The sequence below is a fragment of the Methyloligella solikamskensis genome (assembly GCF_042676065.1).
GTDB lineage: Bacteria > Pseudomonadota > Alphaproteobacteria > Rhizobiales > Methyloligellaceae > Methyloligella > Methyloligella solikamskensis.
In genome coordinates this window covers 121,444-135,699 of sequence record NZ_JBHTJO010000001.1, presented here as the reverse complement: position 1 = coordinate 135,699, position 14,256 = coordinate 121,444, and the positions used below count along the sequence as shown (strand labels likewise).

Here is a 14,256-nt window from a genome sequence, read left to right as displayed (position 1 = left end):
GCATGGCAGGTTTTCCAATGCCCGCCGGAGACCACAGAAGGACGTAACCATGCCAGAGCTGGATATCGCCCGGCTGCACTCCCACATCGCCAAGCGTCCCGCCGGTGAATTCCATTTTCCGGAAATTTATGGCCCCGGCTGGGACGATCTCTATATCGGCGACAGAGTGCGCCTGGGCCACGCCTTCCTCGATGCGGTCCGCGCCGGCCGCCTGCCCGGCGTCGCCGACACCGGCCGCAAGAAGGGCGGCGGCCGCGTCTATCGCTGGGCGGGGAAATAGCGTCCACGCGCCGGGAGACTGAGTCCGCCGTCATGCCGAAAAACCGCTACTACGCAGGCCCCGCCAACGGCCATTTCGACGGCGTGCGCTTCTTCAATACTGCGCCGCGAACGCCGGACAGGACCCTGCGGGATGTGCTGCGCTGGCAGACCAATTCCGAAAGCGTGAAGTGGCCGGCCGAGGTGGAGGTCCGCACGACGGCTCCGGATCATAAGGTCTCGGGCTTGAGGGCCACGGTCGTCGGCCACGCAACGGTGCTCGTTCAAATCGACGGCATGAACATCCTGACCGATCCAGTCTGGTCCGACCGGTGCAGCCCGTTCTCCTTCGCCGGTCCAAGACGGGTCTGCGCGCCTGGCGTCGCCTTCGAAGATTTGCCGCCGATCCACGGCGTCCTATTGAGCCACAATCACTACGATCATCTCGACATTGCGACGTTGCGAAAGCTGGTCGCGCGGGACGACCCAATGATCGTGGCACCCCTCGGCAACGACGCCATCATGAAGCGCCGCGTTCCGAAAGCGCGCATCTGGACCGGCGATTGGTGGGAAAGCATTCGGCTCAGCGATGAGATCGAGATCACCATCCTGCCCGCCCAGCATTGGTCGCGGAGGGGCATCGGCGACATCCGCATGGCCCTATGGGGCGGCCATGCCATCCGCGGGCGCGACAGGACCGTCTATTTCGCCGGCGATACCGGCTATGGCGACGGCAGCCTCTTCAAGGAGATCCGCCAGCGCATCGGTCCGCCGGACCTCGCGCTTTTGCCCATCGGGGCGTATGAGCCGCGCTGGTTCATGAAGCCCCAGCACGCCAACCCCGCCGAAGCCGTCCAGATGATGACCGACCTCGGAGCGCCTCAGGCGCTCGGCATTCACTGGGGCGTCTTCAAGCTGACCGACGAAGGCCGCAACGCCCCCGCCGAAGCGCTCATCAAAGCCCTGGCCGAAAACCAAATCCCGCCAGAGACCTTCCCCGCCGCCGAACCGGGACATGTCTGGGATGGCAGCGCTCGGTAGGCGCCGCGAGCGCAGTGAAATCACTTGAGATGAGGAAATCGAGCGCTTCAGCGCTCGCAAGCCTGACTGGGCGCCGGCCGGTCAGGCCGCCGATCGGAGCTGTGAGCGAAGCGAACTGGCGTGAGACAGAACAGCCCTCCTTCGCTAAAGCTTCGGAGGGCATCCTGCATAGCGCTTTCGCGCGAAGCAGGATGGTGGAGAGGGAGGGGTTCGAACCCATAGGCGTGGCTATACCACGCCGTCCAAATCAAGATCGAGGGTTCGAACGCACAGCCTCTGAAGGCAGATCTAGATTTATGGCCAATTCGGAAAATGGCGGAGAGGGAGGGATTCGAACCCTCGAGACGGTTGCCCGCCTACACGCGTTCCAGGCGTGCGCCTTCGACCACTCGGCCACCTCTCCTAATTTTCGTCGGAGCTGTACCCCGCGTTGTCGAAGATGAGCGCACGCTCTTCTCTAAAGACGCATATGGCGTTGCCATATGCTGTGCGCCTTCGACCACTCGGCCACCTCTCCTAATTTTCATCGAAGCAAAGCGTACGCCCTTTCGAGAAGGAAGCGCCGCAAACCAATCAGGCCGCTCCGGATGAAGGCGCGCACTATAGCGAAGCGCCTCTCCGGTTCAAGCGGCGTGAAGGCCCATACGTGCAATTGAATGAGGATAGTTGCGCGCTTCGAAATTGAACCAATCGGGGGCCCGCCGTATTTATGTGACGGGGCCAACAAACAAAGTCTTTTCCGCAATGCACCGTCTTTCGCGCGCAATCGGCGTCATATTGCTGCTCTTCGCCATGGTTGCGCTCGTCGTCGACGGGACCAAGAGCCTCGGCGCGGGCGGTGAGATCGTTATCACGCCGCTCGCTCAGCAATGGCAGGAGCTGGCGCCGGAAAGCTTCGCCGCATCGCAAAGCTGGGTTTCCGAGACCGCGGGCGAAGGCTTTTGGGAGGGCGCCGCGCTTCCCATATTAGGCTTACCCGCCTGGGCCATCTTCGGCGTGCTCGGCATTCTCTTCTATTGGCTTGGCCAGAAGCGCGAACGGACCGAAGTCTTCATCAACTAGACCCCCGAACGGTCCGGGGCGGGAAAAGGAGATGTCATGTTCGGTTTGAAATCCCTGGTCGTCCCGAGCCCGGAAGAGGCGCTCCCCGGCCGCGACGCGCCCATACCCACGGCTGAGAAGCATTACGTGCTGGGCCACAAGCTGAAAGGCCCGTATCCGGAGCATCTGGAACAGGCGGTCTTCGCTCTTGGCTGCTTCTGGGGGGCGGAGCGCGCCTTCTGGCAGCTTCCCGGCGTCTACGTGACGGCCGTCGGCTATATCGCCGGCTCGACCCCGAATCCGACCTATGAGGAGGTCTGCAGTGGGCGCACCGGCCATACGGAGGCTGTTCTGGTTGTCTACGATCCCGACGAAATCTCCTACGAGGCGCTTTTGAAGGCCTTCTTCGAGACCCACAATCCGACCCAAGGTATGCGCCAGGGGAACGATATCGGCACCCAGTACCGGTCCGGTATCTATGTGTTTTCGGATGAGCAGCGCCGCGCGGCCGAAGCCGCCAAGCAGGCCTATGAGAAGGCTCTGCAGGCGAAGGGGCTCGGCGAGATCACGACGGAGATCGAAGACGCGCCGGAGTTCTACTTCGCCGAGGACTATCACCAGCAATACCTGGCGAAGAACCCGAACGGCTATTGCGGTCTCGGCGGCACTGGAATCTCCTGCCCCCTCGGCACGGGCGTGGCCGCAGAGTAGCCACCCGAGAAGACCGTCATCCTGAGGTGACCGGCACAAGGTGCCGGGCCTCGAAGGATGGGCGGTCGGGCCACGTCGTCCTTCGAGGCTCGCTACGCGAGCGCCTCAGGATGACGTGGAGCAGACTCTCACGAGTTGTGGCGGCGTGACATCAAGAAAGATCCAGCGCATGGCGCTTGAGGTCTTCTAGATCGATCACCTCCAGGGTCGCGGCATTGGTCGCCGCCAGGCACACCCGCGGCGCCTTTCCGGCCTCCAGCGCCTCCAGCCAGCGGCTGGCGCAAAGGCACCACCGGTCGCCGGGCTCCAGCCCCGGAAAGCCGAAATCCGGCATCGGCGTGGAGAGGTCGTTGCCGCGGCTGGCGGAGAATTCCAGAAACTCCGCCGTCACCTCCACGCAGACCGTATGCATCCCCAGATCGTCCGCGCCGGTGTGGCAGCAGCCGGTCCGGTAATAGCCGGTCAGCGGCCGGTCTGAGCATGTGCCGATCGGCTCACCGAACACGTTCTTCTGCTCTTCCGTCTCGTCTTCCACTCTGTCTTGCACCCTCGCTCCTTCGGTCAGAGGTCTAATCCGTGCCCGGCTCCGGCTTCCGGTCGGGCATGGGAACTGCGTCCTTGGTCGGGTCGCCGCCATTGCGCAGAATGTTGAGCATACCCGCATCCGGCGTGGGGATCGGCGGGCCGGCCTCCTTGCTGGCGATCGCCCGCAACATGGGGGACGGTTCCCCCGGCTTCGGCAGGATCTGAGCGTCGCCGGACTTGAGCACGCTTTCGCATTGATCGGGCAGGTCGGACATGGTGAGCGGCGGCTTTTCCGCCGGCGCCTTGCCGGGCTTCGGCAGTTCCTCCGCCTTCCAGACTTCCGACTGACGCAGCTTCACCATCCAGTTGGTGATCTCCGCCCCGCACCCATCGTCGCTTCCGACGGGCGGTTGATTGCGGCAGCCGGAAAGCCCGGAGGGGCAATTCAGCCGGACGTGGAAGTGATAATAGTGGTTCCACCAGGGGCGCACTTTTGCGAGCCAGCCCCGGTCGCTCCCGGCCGTCTCGCAGAGCTTCTTCTTGATGGCCGGATGCACGAAGATCCGCGCCACCTGACGGTCTTCCGAGGCGCGCTTGATCAGCTTCGTATGCGCAGGCGTCCAGATATCGGGATCCACCGTGAACGGGTCCTTCAGCATGGAGACCGCGCTGATCTCCTCCCGCTCCTTGTCGGTCAGCACCCGGTCCGGCATGGGGGTCAGCCAGATATCCGCATCCAACCCCACCTGATGGCTCGTATGGCCGGTAATCATGGGCCCGCCCCGGGGCTGGGAGAGATCGCCCACCAGAAGCCCGGACCAGCCGTCCTTCTCCTTTGCCTCCTTCGCCAGCTCTTCCAGATAATCGATCAGCATGGGGTGGCCCCAGTTGCGATTTCGGGAAAGCCGCATGGCCTGCCAGGCGGGGCCGGTCTCAGGGAGAGCCTTGCCGCCGGCCAGGCAGCCGGCCGTGTAGAAGCCGATCGGCTTGGGCGTCATGGGCGCGCCGGAGGTAACGGAGGAAAACAGCTCTTTGGCAGGCGTGTCTTCGGTGATCGCCGGGGCGGAGGATGTCTCTGATCCTTCCGGCACAGGCGGCTTCCGCTCCGGCAAAGGCGCTGCTTCCGCTTGCTCGCCGTAGACATCGCCCACCGGCAAGAGCCCGGCAAACAGCGCGCCGAAGACGAAAAGAGCGGCGACTCTCAGCATCTTGCTGCGTGAATCACCCGGGTGTTGCGTAAGATTTGGCGCTAATTGGCACAGCAGCTTAGGCACGGTTCACCGTCTTGCACCATTTTCCCGATTTACTTGCCGATGCTGAACCGAATTCACCGGATATTCAACGCGCACGGCTAGTCTCCATCACGTTGGGGGGCCAGAGCGGTAAGCCGCATGGTCAAAATACGGTTCTGGGTAGGGAGTAACCGTAATGTTCTTGAAGCGTCTGCTGCAGGCTGCCGCCATTCTGCTGCTCACGGTCGTGGTGGCCGTGGCACTGTTCACCACCATCGCCCACGCCGCTCAGGTCGTGGCGCAAATCAGCCTGTCCGCCCAGCGGATGCAGGTTTTCGTCGATGGGCGTCCGAAGCACACCTGGAAGGTGTCGACGGCCCGGCCCGGCTATCGCACGCCGACCGGCACATTCAAGCCGTACATGCTGTCGCCAAATCATCGCTCCAGCCTCTATGGCGGTGCGCCGATGCCGTATTCCATCTTCTTTTCGGGCAATTACGCGATCCACGGCTCCACCGAGGTGAAGCATCTGGGGCGACCGGCCTCACATGGCTGCGTTCGTCTTCACCCGAACAATGCCGCGAAGCTTTACTCGCTCGTGCAGCAGAACGGCCGTTCCAATACGACCATCCTGATCCGGAACTAGGGTCTCGGCCGGCGTTCAGCGTTGGGCAATGTTGGAACTCTATCGCCTCTTCTCGCCTTTGGTTTAGTGGCTATTAGGCCATCTGGGGCTTTTGGGCAGACCGCCACATGTCCGTTGGCGGGCCTGCCGATATTGGAGGCTGATATGGATTTACTGCAATGGGCGCTGATCTTTTTCGTGATCTCGCTGATCGCCGGTTTCTTCGGCTTTAGCGGCGTTTCCGCGGCCACCGCGGGCATCGCGAAGATCCTGTTCTACATCTTCCTCGCGATCTTCGTGATCGTGCTGATCTTGGCGCTTGTCGCCGTATAGCTAGGGGCGAGCCCTGCAATGGTGAGCGGGCGTTGAGGCATCGCGCCTCGGCGCCCGCTCATCTCTTCATACTTTTGGTTTCACGCCAGCCTAGCCGCCGCAGCTGCTCGGCGCAGGCGCGCCGCGAAAACGGCCTTCCATCCATTGCAACGCGGCAGAGACGCTGTCCCTTGCCGCGAATGTATGGGTGGTGCCCGGCATCTCCACGAAATGCACCCGCGTGCCCTGCTTGCAGAGCGCGCCGCCATACTGCTTCGTCACGGCCGGATTGACGGTCGTGTCAGCAGTCCCTTGCGCAAGGAACACGGGCACGGGAATGCGCTGCCGTCCTGTCGAGTTCTCTTGCATGATCGAGCGCCACGGCTCCGTCTTCACCGGATCGATCTTCAGAAAGCCGCCCGCTTGGAGGGGCTTGGCATCCTTCTGGAGGGTAAGCGCATCGCCTGGCGATTCGAGGCACTGCTCGGCCGTCCGCATGAACGCGTCCATGGCTTGGGGCTCCACGACGTTCTTCAGCGGCACGCCCTTGATGCGGGACCAGGAGAGGAGCGCCATGGCGGTCAGGATCTTGCCGCCCTCGTCGTGATAATCGTCTTCGAACAGCTCCAACAGGTAAGTGGCAGGCGCTGCCGCCGCCACGCCCATCAGCTTCAGTTCCGGCGCGTAGGATCCGGCGATCTGCCCCGTGAAGAGCGCCGCCTGGCCGCCCTGGCTGTGGCCCCACACCACGAAGCGCTCGCTCGCCTGGGTGTGCTCCAGGGCCCGTGCCGCGCGTACCGAATCCAGTACCGACCGGGCCTCGCTCACCCCGTAGAGATACGGGTGCATGGTGTTCGTACCCAAGCCCGGATAATCCGTCGCCGCCACCACATAGCCGGCCTGCAGCATCTGTCTCAAACCCCAGATCATTCCCGCTGTGTCGGGCCGCAGCGACGGGGCGCAAGCCGGCATCACCCCGCTGGTGGGATGGGCATAGGCAATGATCTCCCGGCCGCCGGCGGGCGCTGGGCCGCCGGGTAAAAAGACCGCGCCGGAGACCGCGATCGGCTCGCCCCGCAAACCCGTTGAGCGATAGAGGATCCGGAACGCTTCGCCACCCCCCGGACCGCCGCCCTGCAGCGGCCAGACCCGGATCACCGTGCCCGGCTTGCCGGGGATCTCGCTCGGATTGACGTCGTAGAGGGCTACTGCAGGGCTTGCGCCGAAACAGGCGAGAAGGCCTAAGAGGGCGGCCAGGAAAGTGAAAGGACGAAAAGAGAATTGGTGGAGAAAAGAAGACTTGAAGGGACAAAGCATCGGGCGCGTCCTTGTTCGGAAACGGGCGTGGCGAAGACTTTCAGCGACAATATGGAATAAGCAAAGCCTAGTTTCATGAAATTGTGCCAGCATCCTTGATATTGGTCGCGACATTCGGAAACAATGACTGCCGAAATTGTCCAACTGGGTGCGGGCAGCCGAAACGGGGGAATGTGCCATGGCAGCCGGAACCGCCGTGATCGATGCGCTGGTCAAGCGGGTCGGCGACGTCTCCACCCCGTTCGAGATCACCTTGCCCGACGGCGAGAAGCGCGTGATCGGCCAGGGCGCGCCGGAATTCTTCGTCACCCTGAAAAATGAGAAGGCGGTGCGGGCTGTCCGCAGCCTCGATGAGGCGAACATTGCGGAGGCCTATATCCACGGCGATATCGACTTGGAGGGCGACATGCTGAAGCCCTTCTCGATGCGCCACGATTTCGACGATCAGCATCCCCTGGTGGCCGCCTGGCGCTTTGTCGAGCCCATGATTTTCGGGCAGGTCTACACCAACAAGCAGGCCATATCGTCCCACTACAACGCCGACCCGAAGCTCTTCCTGAGCTTTCTCGATCCGACCTTTCCGGCCTACAGCCAGGGCATCTACGAGTCCGACGACGAGCCGCTTTCAAAGGCGCTGGAGCGGAAATTCGACTGGGCGATCGAGAAATGCGAGCTGGGCAAGGGCACCCGCGTGCTGGAGATCGGCCCCGGTTGGGGTGCGTTTGCCGGTCACGCCCTCCAGGCAGGCGTCCACTTCACCGGTATCACCAACTCCGAAGTGTCCCGGGACTTCCTGCGCGGCAAGCTCGCCAATTTCGGCGACGATTTCGACATCCAGCTGGTGGACTTCCTGGAATACGAGCCGGAGGAGAAATTCGACGCCATCGTCATTATGGGGGTGATCGAGCACCTGCCGGACTACGAGCGGGTGCTCCGGAAGTTTGCCGATCTGCTGAAGCCCGGCGGCCGCGTCTTCCTCGACGGCTCGGCGGCCTGGAAGAAGTTCGAGCTCTCCACCTTCATGGTCCGGCACATCTATCCCGGCAACCATTCCTTCCTGGTCCTCGACGACTTCATAAACAAGCTCGCCAAGACGCCCCTCCTGCTGGATGAGTGCCACTCCGACCGCTGGAGCTACTTCCTGACCTTCCAGCAATGGGCCAAAAATCTCGACGCCCATAAGGAGTACATCCAGGAGAGCTTCGGCGATTTCGAGTTCCGGAAATTCCGGCTCTATCTCTGGGGCGCGGCGAACGAGTTCTTCACCCGCAATCTCGATTGCTTCCGCCTGATCCTGCACAAGCCGGAACACGCGACCTGGGGACCGTAGGGCTCGCCCTTCACCCAAGAAGAAACCGGCGCCCCAGAGGGACGCCGGCTCCAAGTTCGCAGAACTTAAGAAGCGAAGCTTAGCACTTCAGCTTCCACTTGTTCTTCCGTGCCTTGTACTTCCAATAGCAGTCCGGCCGCGTGGGCGGACCCCAATAGCGGGCATGGGGCGGAACGTAACCGCGATAGCCCGGCCGCCAATAACAGGAATAGGGACCGCATTGCCAGGCGGCTTCCGTCACGGGCGCCGTGTACTCGGTCCCGAGTTCCGGGATGGGCATGGCGGCCGAGGCCGGCTGAATGGCGCCGGCCACGAACAGCCCGCCGGCGAGAGCGAAAATGGCAAGGAATGTCTTCATGGTACTGAAGTCCTCTGGTTACCAATGGATCGGACATGAACCAGTCGAGGCCACGCGTCTCGAACCTCCGGCTTTCCGAATTGAGCTCTCCAGAAAACCTTTCGAGGCGGGCGGTCTCGCTTGGCCTAACGCCGAAAGCGCCGTTTGCGACGCATCCAGTCGCAAAAAACTGCCATGCCGCGGCCAGGTGCGGCACCGCCATCGGGATTTCTGGTTTCCAGGCCTCTAACGCCCGGCCCGCCGAGACTGTGCGAAAAACGCTCGAGGGCGAGCATCCCGGAACTCCAAGCACCTCCCGCTGTTATTGTCCCGGTGGTTGAGATCTCCGGGCTTTCCCGGAGCGGTCGCGCCTGCGAGAGATCGGGGGCGCAATACGAGAGGCAGTAACAGCGCATGCCGCCCGGCTCCTTTTCATCGCTCTTTTCCGGCAACACGGATGCGCGGACGGCCATCCTCCAGAATCTGCTCATAGCCGCCATCGTCATGGCAGGGCTCTATATCGGCCGCGACGTGCTGCTGCCCTTGGCGCTCGCTATCCTGCTGGCCTTCGTTCTCACCCCGCCGCTGGTTTTCCTGCGCAAGCTGAAAGTGCCGCGAGTCATCGGCGTGACGCTCCTGGTGAGTGCGTCTTTCGCCCTCATCGTCGGGATGGGCTGGTTCATGTCCCAACAGGTGACCGAGCTTGCCGGCGATCTGCCCCGCTATCAGTACACACTGTCGAAGAAGATCGACGCCTTCCGCAAGACGACCGCCCGATCGCCCGCTCTGGAGAAGGCGACCGATACGCTCAGGCGGCTGCAAGAACAGCTTGAGGCAGATCGAGACGAGAATGACGGGCAGGACACCCAGGAAAGGAGAGACGAGCAAGCGAAGCCGGCCCCTATCCCAGTGCAAGTGATCGGCGACGATGACGGGGTGCTCCCGGTCTATCAGAACATCATCGAGACGCTTCTGCCGCCGCTTGCTACGATCGGCATCGTCTTCCTGTTTTGCGTCTTCATCCTCATGCAGCGGGAGGATCTGCGCGACCGGGCCATTCGTCTGGTGGGGTCATCGGACCTGCAGCGCACCACCGGCGCCATGAACGATGCCGCCCGACGCCTCAGCCAGTATTTTCTGCGACAGCTCCTCATCAACTCCCTGTATGGCGTCTTCATCGGTTGCGGACTTTGGCTGATCGGCGTGCCGAGCCCCGCTGTGTGGGGGCTGCTCGCGGCCCTCATGCGCTTTGTGCCGTATATCGGCTCCTACATCGCCGCGGCCTTCCCGCTGCTTCTGGCGGCGGCCGTCGATCCCGGTTGGGATACCTTCCTGATGACCGGCGCGCTCTATCTCATTTCCGAGCCTGTGATGGGTCAGGTGGTGGAGCCCCTGGTCTACGGTCACGGTACGGGGCTGTCGCCCATCGCCGTCGTCGGCTCGACTATCTTCTGGACATGGCTGTGGGGCCCCCTCGGCCTGCTGCTCGCCATGCCCATCACCGTTTGCCTCATGGTTCTGGGGCGTCATGTGGAGGGGCTGCAATTCCTGGAGGTGCTGCTGGGCGACCGGCCCGCCCTGAGTCCTCAGCAATCCTTCTACCAGCGCGCGCTCACCGGCGACGCGGCGGAATCCACCTATCAGGCCGAGCTTTGCCTCAAGGATCAGAGCCTCCAAAGCTATCTCGACAACATCGCCGTCGGCGGCCTGCAGCTCGCCCAAGCCGATTACAAGCGTGGCACGCTTGAGACCGAACAGATCTCCCGCATCGCCAATACGGTGGAGGAGGTGATCGCCAATCTCGGCCATCTCGGGCCGAAGCGCTGGTTCAGCGTTCTGCGCCGCGAAGACCCTGACGAACGCGAGGTCGAGCGCGAGGCGGCGGAAGTGGTCGAGGAGCATGAGGGCGAGGAAGGGTTGGCCCATCTTCTCGCTCTGGAGGAGGAGCGGGGCGTAGACGATGCCCAGGACCTTCTCATGGTCGAGAAGGACAAGCTGCCCAAGGAGTGGCAGGTGGAAACGCCGGTGCTTTGCATCGGTGGCCGTACCCGGCTCGACGAGGCGGCGGGCGCCATGCTGGCCGAGCTTCTGAAGAAGCGCGGGCTCGGCGCCGAGGCCATCGGTCCCGATGCAATCTCCGCCGGCAATATCACCAGCCTTCAGCAGACCAAGGCGAAGCTTGTCTGCCTGTCCTATCTGGGCCTGGAGGAGAGCCCGGCGCATCTGCGCTATCTCATCATGCGCCTGCGCCGCATTCTCCCCACCGAATGCACCATCCTTGTCGGGTACTGGGTGGAGGATGCCGATGACAAAGAACTCGCCGAGGTGAAGCTGGCCGCCAATGCCGATGCTTACGCGACGAGCCTGCGCGAGGCTGTCGACTATTGCGTCGACCAAGCCAACGAGGCTGCCGGTGTCGAGCCCGGCGCCACGGAAGTCTCGAACAGCAAGCCCATCAAGCCTGGCAAAACGAACGGCAAGAAGAGCGGCGGGCAGACGAGCGCCGACAAGGTGGCCTAAGGCTCTCCCCGCTCAGTCGGTCCCACGCCCCGCTGCTCCACATGCCAGACCTCGAACAGGAAGATGGTGACCGCCACCACCATGGGCCCGAGCAGCAGGCCCGAGGCGCCGAAGAAGAACAGGCCGCCCAGAATGGCGATAAAGGCCGGCACCGTATGGAGCTGCAGGCGCCGCCCCACAAGCATGGGGTAGAGCACGTTGTCGATGCCGCCGACGATCACCGCGCCCCAGACGATCAGGATCAACGACTTCTCCCAGCTTCCCTCCAGGGCCAGCAACGCGGCCGCCGGAATCCAGACCACGAAGGCGCCCAGCACCGGCACCAGGGCGAACAGCCCCATCACCGTGCCCCATAGAAGCGGTGCCGGAAGCCCCAGCCACCAGAAGGCGAGACCGCCCAGCGCGCCCTGAACCAGGGCAACCGTCAGGGTCCCGTAGAGCGTCGCGTAGATGATGTCTTGGATGCGCTTGAACAGCGCTTCCGTCTGCGGCGCGGTCAGGGGCGAGATGCCCCGCAAATAGTCGAGCGCACTCAACCGGTCCCGCAGGAAGTAGAACAGCAGATAGAAGGTCAGCACCAGGGAGATGACGCCCATCACCGAGCCGGTGACGAAGGAGGCGCTAGCATCCGTCAGCCACGATGCGAACGCATCGAACACGCCGCTGAAATTCACCTGCTCGAGCCAGTCGAGGATGGGCGCGAAATACTCGCTCTTCTGGAGGCTGGTCCGCCAGGCGCCGGTGGCGACCGTCTCGCTCAGCATCTGCGCGCCGCTGGCGGCTTGCGAGGTGATCCGTCCGAACAGATAGGTGGCCGGCGCCACCACGATCACGCCGATCAGCGCCACGGAGATGCCCGCGGCAATATCCCGGCTGCCGATCTTGTGCTCCAGCCAGCGGTTCGCAGGCGTGAAAAGGATCGCCAGCGCCAGCGCCCAGGTGAGCGAGGGCAGGAAGGGCAGGGCGAGCAGGGCACATAGGATGACGGCGCCGACGGTCAGCGCGAGCAGGACATAGGCCTTCAGCCGATCCCGCCCGCCGAGCGCCTGCTCGCCTGGGGCTTCGCCTACTTGCTCTTGGCCGTCAGATCGGTCGCTTTGCTCGCCTGCCATCGGTCTTGTCCGAACCCCGCGAGCCGAAGCCCGCGTCTAATCCGCGTCCATCTTGAGCGCGGCGATGAAGGCCTCCTGGGGAATGTCGACGCGCCCGAAGGAGCGCATCTTCTTCTTGCCGGCCTTCTGCTTTTCCAGAAGCTTTCTCTTCCGGGTGATGTCGCCACCATAGCACTTGGCGGTCACATCCTTGCGCATGGCGCTGATGGTCTCGCGGGCGATGACCTTGCCGCCGATCGCCGCCTGCACCGGGATCTTGAAGAGATGCTTCGGGATAAGATCCTTCAGCTTTTCCACCATGGCCCGGCCGCGGGATTCCGCCCGGTTCCGGGAGACGATCACCGAAAGCGCATCCACCGGCTCGTCATTGACCAGGATCGACATTTTCACGAGATCGCCCGCCTCGTAGCCGGTGATGTGATGGTCGAAGCTCGCGTAGCCGCGAGAGACCGATTTCAGCCGGTCGTAGAAATCGAACACCACCTCGTTGAGGGGCAGCTCATAGACCAGCATGGCCCGCGGGCCCGCATAGGTAAGCGTCTTCTGTCGCCCGCGCCGGTCCTCGCAAAGCTTGAGCACGGCGCCGAGATGCTCGTCGGGCAGCAGGATGGTCGCCTCGATCCATGGCTCCTCGATGCGGTCGATCTTCTGCACCTCCGGCATGTCCGCCGGATTGTGCAGCTCCTCCATGGAGCCGTCCGTCTTGTAGATATTGTAGATGACCGAGGGCGCCGTCGCGATGAGCTCGATATCGAACTCGCGCTCCAGCCGCTCGCGGATGATCTCAAGGTGCAACAGGCCCAGGAAGCCGCAGCGGAAGCCGAAGCCCAACGCTGCCGATGTCTCCATCTCGTAGGAGAAGCTCGCATCGTTCAGCCGGAGCTTGGCGACCGCCTCGCGCAGATCTTCGAAGTCTGATGCGTCCAGCGGAAAGAGACCGCAGAACACGACCGCTTGCGCCGGCTGGAAGCCCGGCAGTGCTTTCGCCGTCTGCCGCTTCTCTTCCGTCACCGTGTCGCCGACCTGGGTATCGGCCACCTGCTTGATGGAGGCGGTGAAGAAGCCGATCTCGCCCGGACCGAGTGCGTTGCGCACCTCCTGCTTGGGGCGGAAAATGCCGACCCGGTCCACCTGATAGGAGGCGTCCGATTGCATCAGCTTGATGCGCATGCCTTTGCGCAACGAGCCGTCGATGATGCGCACCAGCACGACCACGCCGAGATAGGCGTCGTACCAGCTATCCACCAGAAGCGCCTTCAGCGGGGCCTCGACCTCGCCGTCCGGCGGGGGAAGCCGGTGGACGATGGCCTCCAGCACGTCTTCCACGCCCGCGCCCGTCTTGGCGGAGATCTCCAGCGCATCCGAGGCATCGAGCCCGATCACGTCCTCGATCTGAGCGCGAACCCGCTCCGGCTCCGAGGCAGGCAGATCGGTCTTGTTCAGGACCGGGATGATCTCGTGGTTCACCTCGATCGCCTGATAGACATTGGCGAGCGTCTGGGCCTCGACGCCTTGGGTCGCATCGACCACCAGCAGCGAGCCTTCGCAGGCCGCCAGGCTCCGGTTCACCTCATAGGCGAAGTCCACATGACCCGGCGTATCGATGAGATTGAGCTCGTACATCTCGCCGTTCTTCGCCTTGTATTCCAGGCGGACGGTCTGGGCCTTGATGGTGATGCCGCGCTCGCGCTCGATATCCATGGAATCGAGCACCTGCTCCTTCATCTCGCGCAAGGTCAGCCCGCCGCAGAGCTGGATCAAGCGGTCGGCGAGCGTCGACTTCCCGTGGTCGATATGGGCGACGATGGAGAAATTGCGGATGTGAGACTGCGGGGTAAAGGGCGTTTCGCTCATAGCCTGGGCTTGTAGCAGGGGCGCAACGTCGGTCAAGCGGA

Annotated in this window: 14 protein-coding genes and 1 tRNA gene; 8 read left to right on the top strand and 7 right to left on the bottom strand. The window is 63.2% G+C overall.

Going from position 1 to position 14,256, the window contains the following annotated elements:
* Window positions 1–49 precede the first annotated feature (49 nt).
* Window positions 50–280, top strand: coding sequence for a DUF1413 domain-containing protein (locus tag ACFQ2F_RS00640; RefSeq protein WP_379084186.1), 231 nt, complete (start codon window positions 50–52; stop codon window positions 278–280).
* Between the two features lie 32 nt (window positions 281–312).
* A complete protein-coding gene (locus ACFQ2F_RS00635) occupies window positions 313–1,299 on the top strand; it encodes an MBL fold metallo-hydrolase (protein ID WP_379084183.1) in 987 nt (328 codons plus the stop codon).
* A 313-nt stretch (window positions 1,300–1,612) separates the two neighbouring features.
* On the opposite strand, the gene ACFQ2F_RS00630 is transcribed toward ACFQ2F_RS00635, so the two are convergent.
* Window positions 1,613–1,702 (bottom strand) — tRNA-Ser (locus ACFQ2F_RS00630).
* A gap of 341 nt (window positions 1,703–2,043) precedes the next feature.
* Here ACFQ2F_RS00630 and ACFQ2F_RS00625 point away from each other — a divergent pair.
* Entirely contained in the window at window positions 2,044–2,361 is a 318-nt protein-coding gene (locus ACFQ2F_RS00625; RefSeq protein ID WP_379084180.1) for a hypothetical protein, read from the top strand.
* A gap of 36 nt (window positions 2,362–2,397) precedes the next feature.
* Window positions 2,398–3,051, top strand: coding sequence for a peptide-methionine (S)-S-oxide reductase MsrA (gene msrA / locus ACFQ2F_RS00620; RefSeq protein WP_379084177.1), 654 nt, complete (start codon window positions 2,398–2,400; stop codon window positions 3,049–3,051).
* A 151-nt stretch (window positions 3,052–3,202) separates the two neighbouring features.
* Here msrA and ACFQ2F_RS00615 read toward each other — a convergent pair whose 3' ends face one another.
* Both ACFQ2F_RS00615 and mepA read right to left on the bottom strand, forming a co-directional pair.
* The gene (locus ACFQ2F_RS00615; RefSeq protein WP_379084174.1) at window positions 3,203–3,598 is read right to left on the bottom strand and encodes a DUF2237 family protein; all 396 of its coding nucleotides are present in this window, start codon (window positions 3,596–3,598) and stop codon (window positions 3,203–3,205) included.
* Between the two features lie 22 nt (window positions 3,599–3,620).
* A complete protein-coding gene (mepA, locus tag ACFQ2F_RS00610; RefSeq protein ID WP_379084171.1) occupies window positions 3,621–4,784 on the bottom strand; it encodes a penicillin-insensitive murein endopeptidase in 1,164 nt (387 codons plus the stop codon).
* A 226-nt stretch (window positions 4,785–5,010) separates the two neighbouring features.
* On the opposite strand from mepA, the gene ACFQ2F_RS00605 reads away from it, so the two are divergent.
* Window positions 5,011–5,454, top strand: coding sequence for a L,D-transpeptidase (locus tag ACFQ2F_RS00605; protein ID WP_379090541.1), 444 nt, complete (start codon window positions 5,011–5,013; stop codon window positions 5,452–5,454).
* Window positions 5,455–5,598: 144 nt separating this feature from the next.
* Window positions 5,599–5,766: a DUF1328 domain-containing protein gene (locus tag ACFQ2F_RS00600; RefSeq protein ID WP_379084168.1), complete on the top strand. Its 168-nt coding sequence runs from the start codon at window positions 5,599–5,601 to the stop codon at window positions 5,764–5,766.
* 90 nt (window positions 5,767–5,856) lie between these two features.
* Here ACFQ2F_RS00600 and ACFQ2F_RS00595 read toward each other — a convergent pair whose 3' ends face one another.
* Window positions 5,857–7,062 carry an alpha/beta fold hydrolase gene (locus ACFQ2F_RS00595; RefSeq protein WP_379084165.1) on the bottom strand — a complete coding sequence of 402 codons (1,206 nt, stop codon included), beginning with the start codon at window positions 7,060–7,062 and terminating at the stop codon, window positions 5,857–5,859.
* A 178-nt stretch (window positions 7,063–7,240) separates the two neighbouring features.
* On the opposite strand from ACFQ2F_RS00595, the gene ACFQ2F_RS00590 reads away from it, so the two are divergent.
* On the top strand, window positions 7,241–8,392 hold the full coding sequence (locus tag ACFQ2F_RS00590; RefSeq protein ID WP_379084162.1) for a class I SAM-dependent methyltransferase: 1,152 nt from the start codon (window positions 7,241–7,243) through the stop codon (window positions 8,390–8,392).
* 79 nt (window positions 8,393–8,471) lie between these two features.
* Here ACFQ2F_RS00590 and ACFQ2F_RS00585 read toward each other — a convergent pair whose 3' ends face one another.
* Complete coding sequence (locus ACFQ2F_RS00585) at window positions 8,472–8,750, bottom strand: hypothetical protein (RefSeq protein ID WP_379084159.1); 279 nt, start codon at window positions 8,748–8,750, stop codon at window positions 8,472–8,474.
* Window positions 8,751–9,143: 393 nt separating this feature from the next.
* Between ACFQ2F_RS00585 and ACFQ2F_RS00580 the strand changes: the two genes are divergently transcribed.
* Window positions 9,144–11,249, top strand: a complete 2,106-nt coding sequence (locus tag ACFQ2F_RS00580) for an AI-2E family transporter (protein ID WP_379084156.1) — start codon at window positions 9,144–9,146, stop codon at window positions 11,247–11,249.
* Here the strand turns inward: ACFQ2F_RS00580 and ACFQ2F_RS00575 are convergent.
* Window positions 11,246–12,361 (bottom strand): AI-2E family transporter, encoded by a 1,116-nt coding sequence (locus tag ACFQ2F_RS00575; RefSeq protein ID WP_379084153.1) that lies wholly within the window; start codon window positions 12,359–12,361, stop codon window positions 11,246–11,248. The genes ACFQ2F_RS00580 and ACFQ2F_RS00575 overlap by 4 nt on opposite strands.
* Before the next feature lie 36 nt (window positions 12,362–12,397).
* Complete coding sequence (gene lepA / locus ACFQ2F_RS00570) at window positions 12,398–14,215, bottom strand: translation elongation factor 4 (RefSeq protein ID WP_379084150.1); 1,818 nt, start codon at window positions 14,213–14,215, stop codon at window positions 12,398–12,400.
* Window positions 14,216–14,256: the final 41 nt, after the last annotated feature.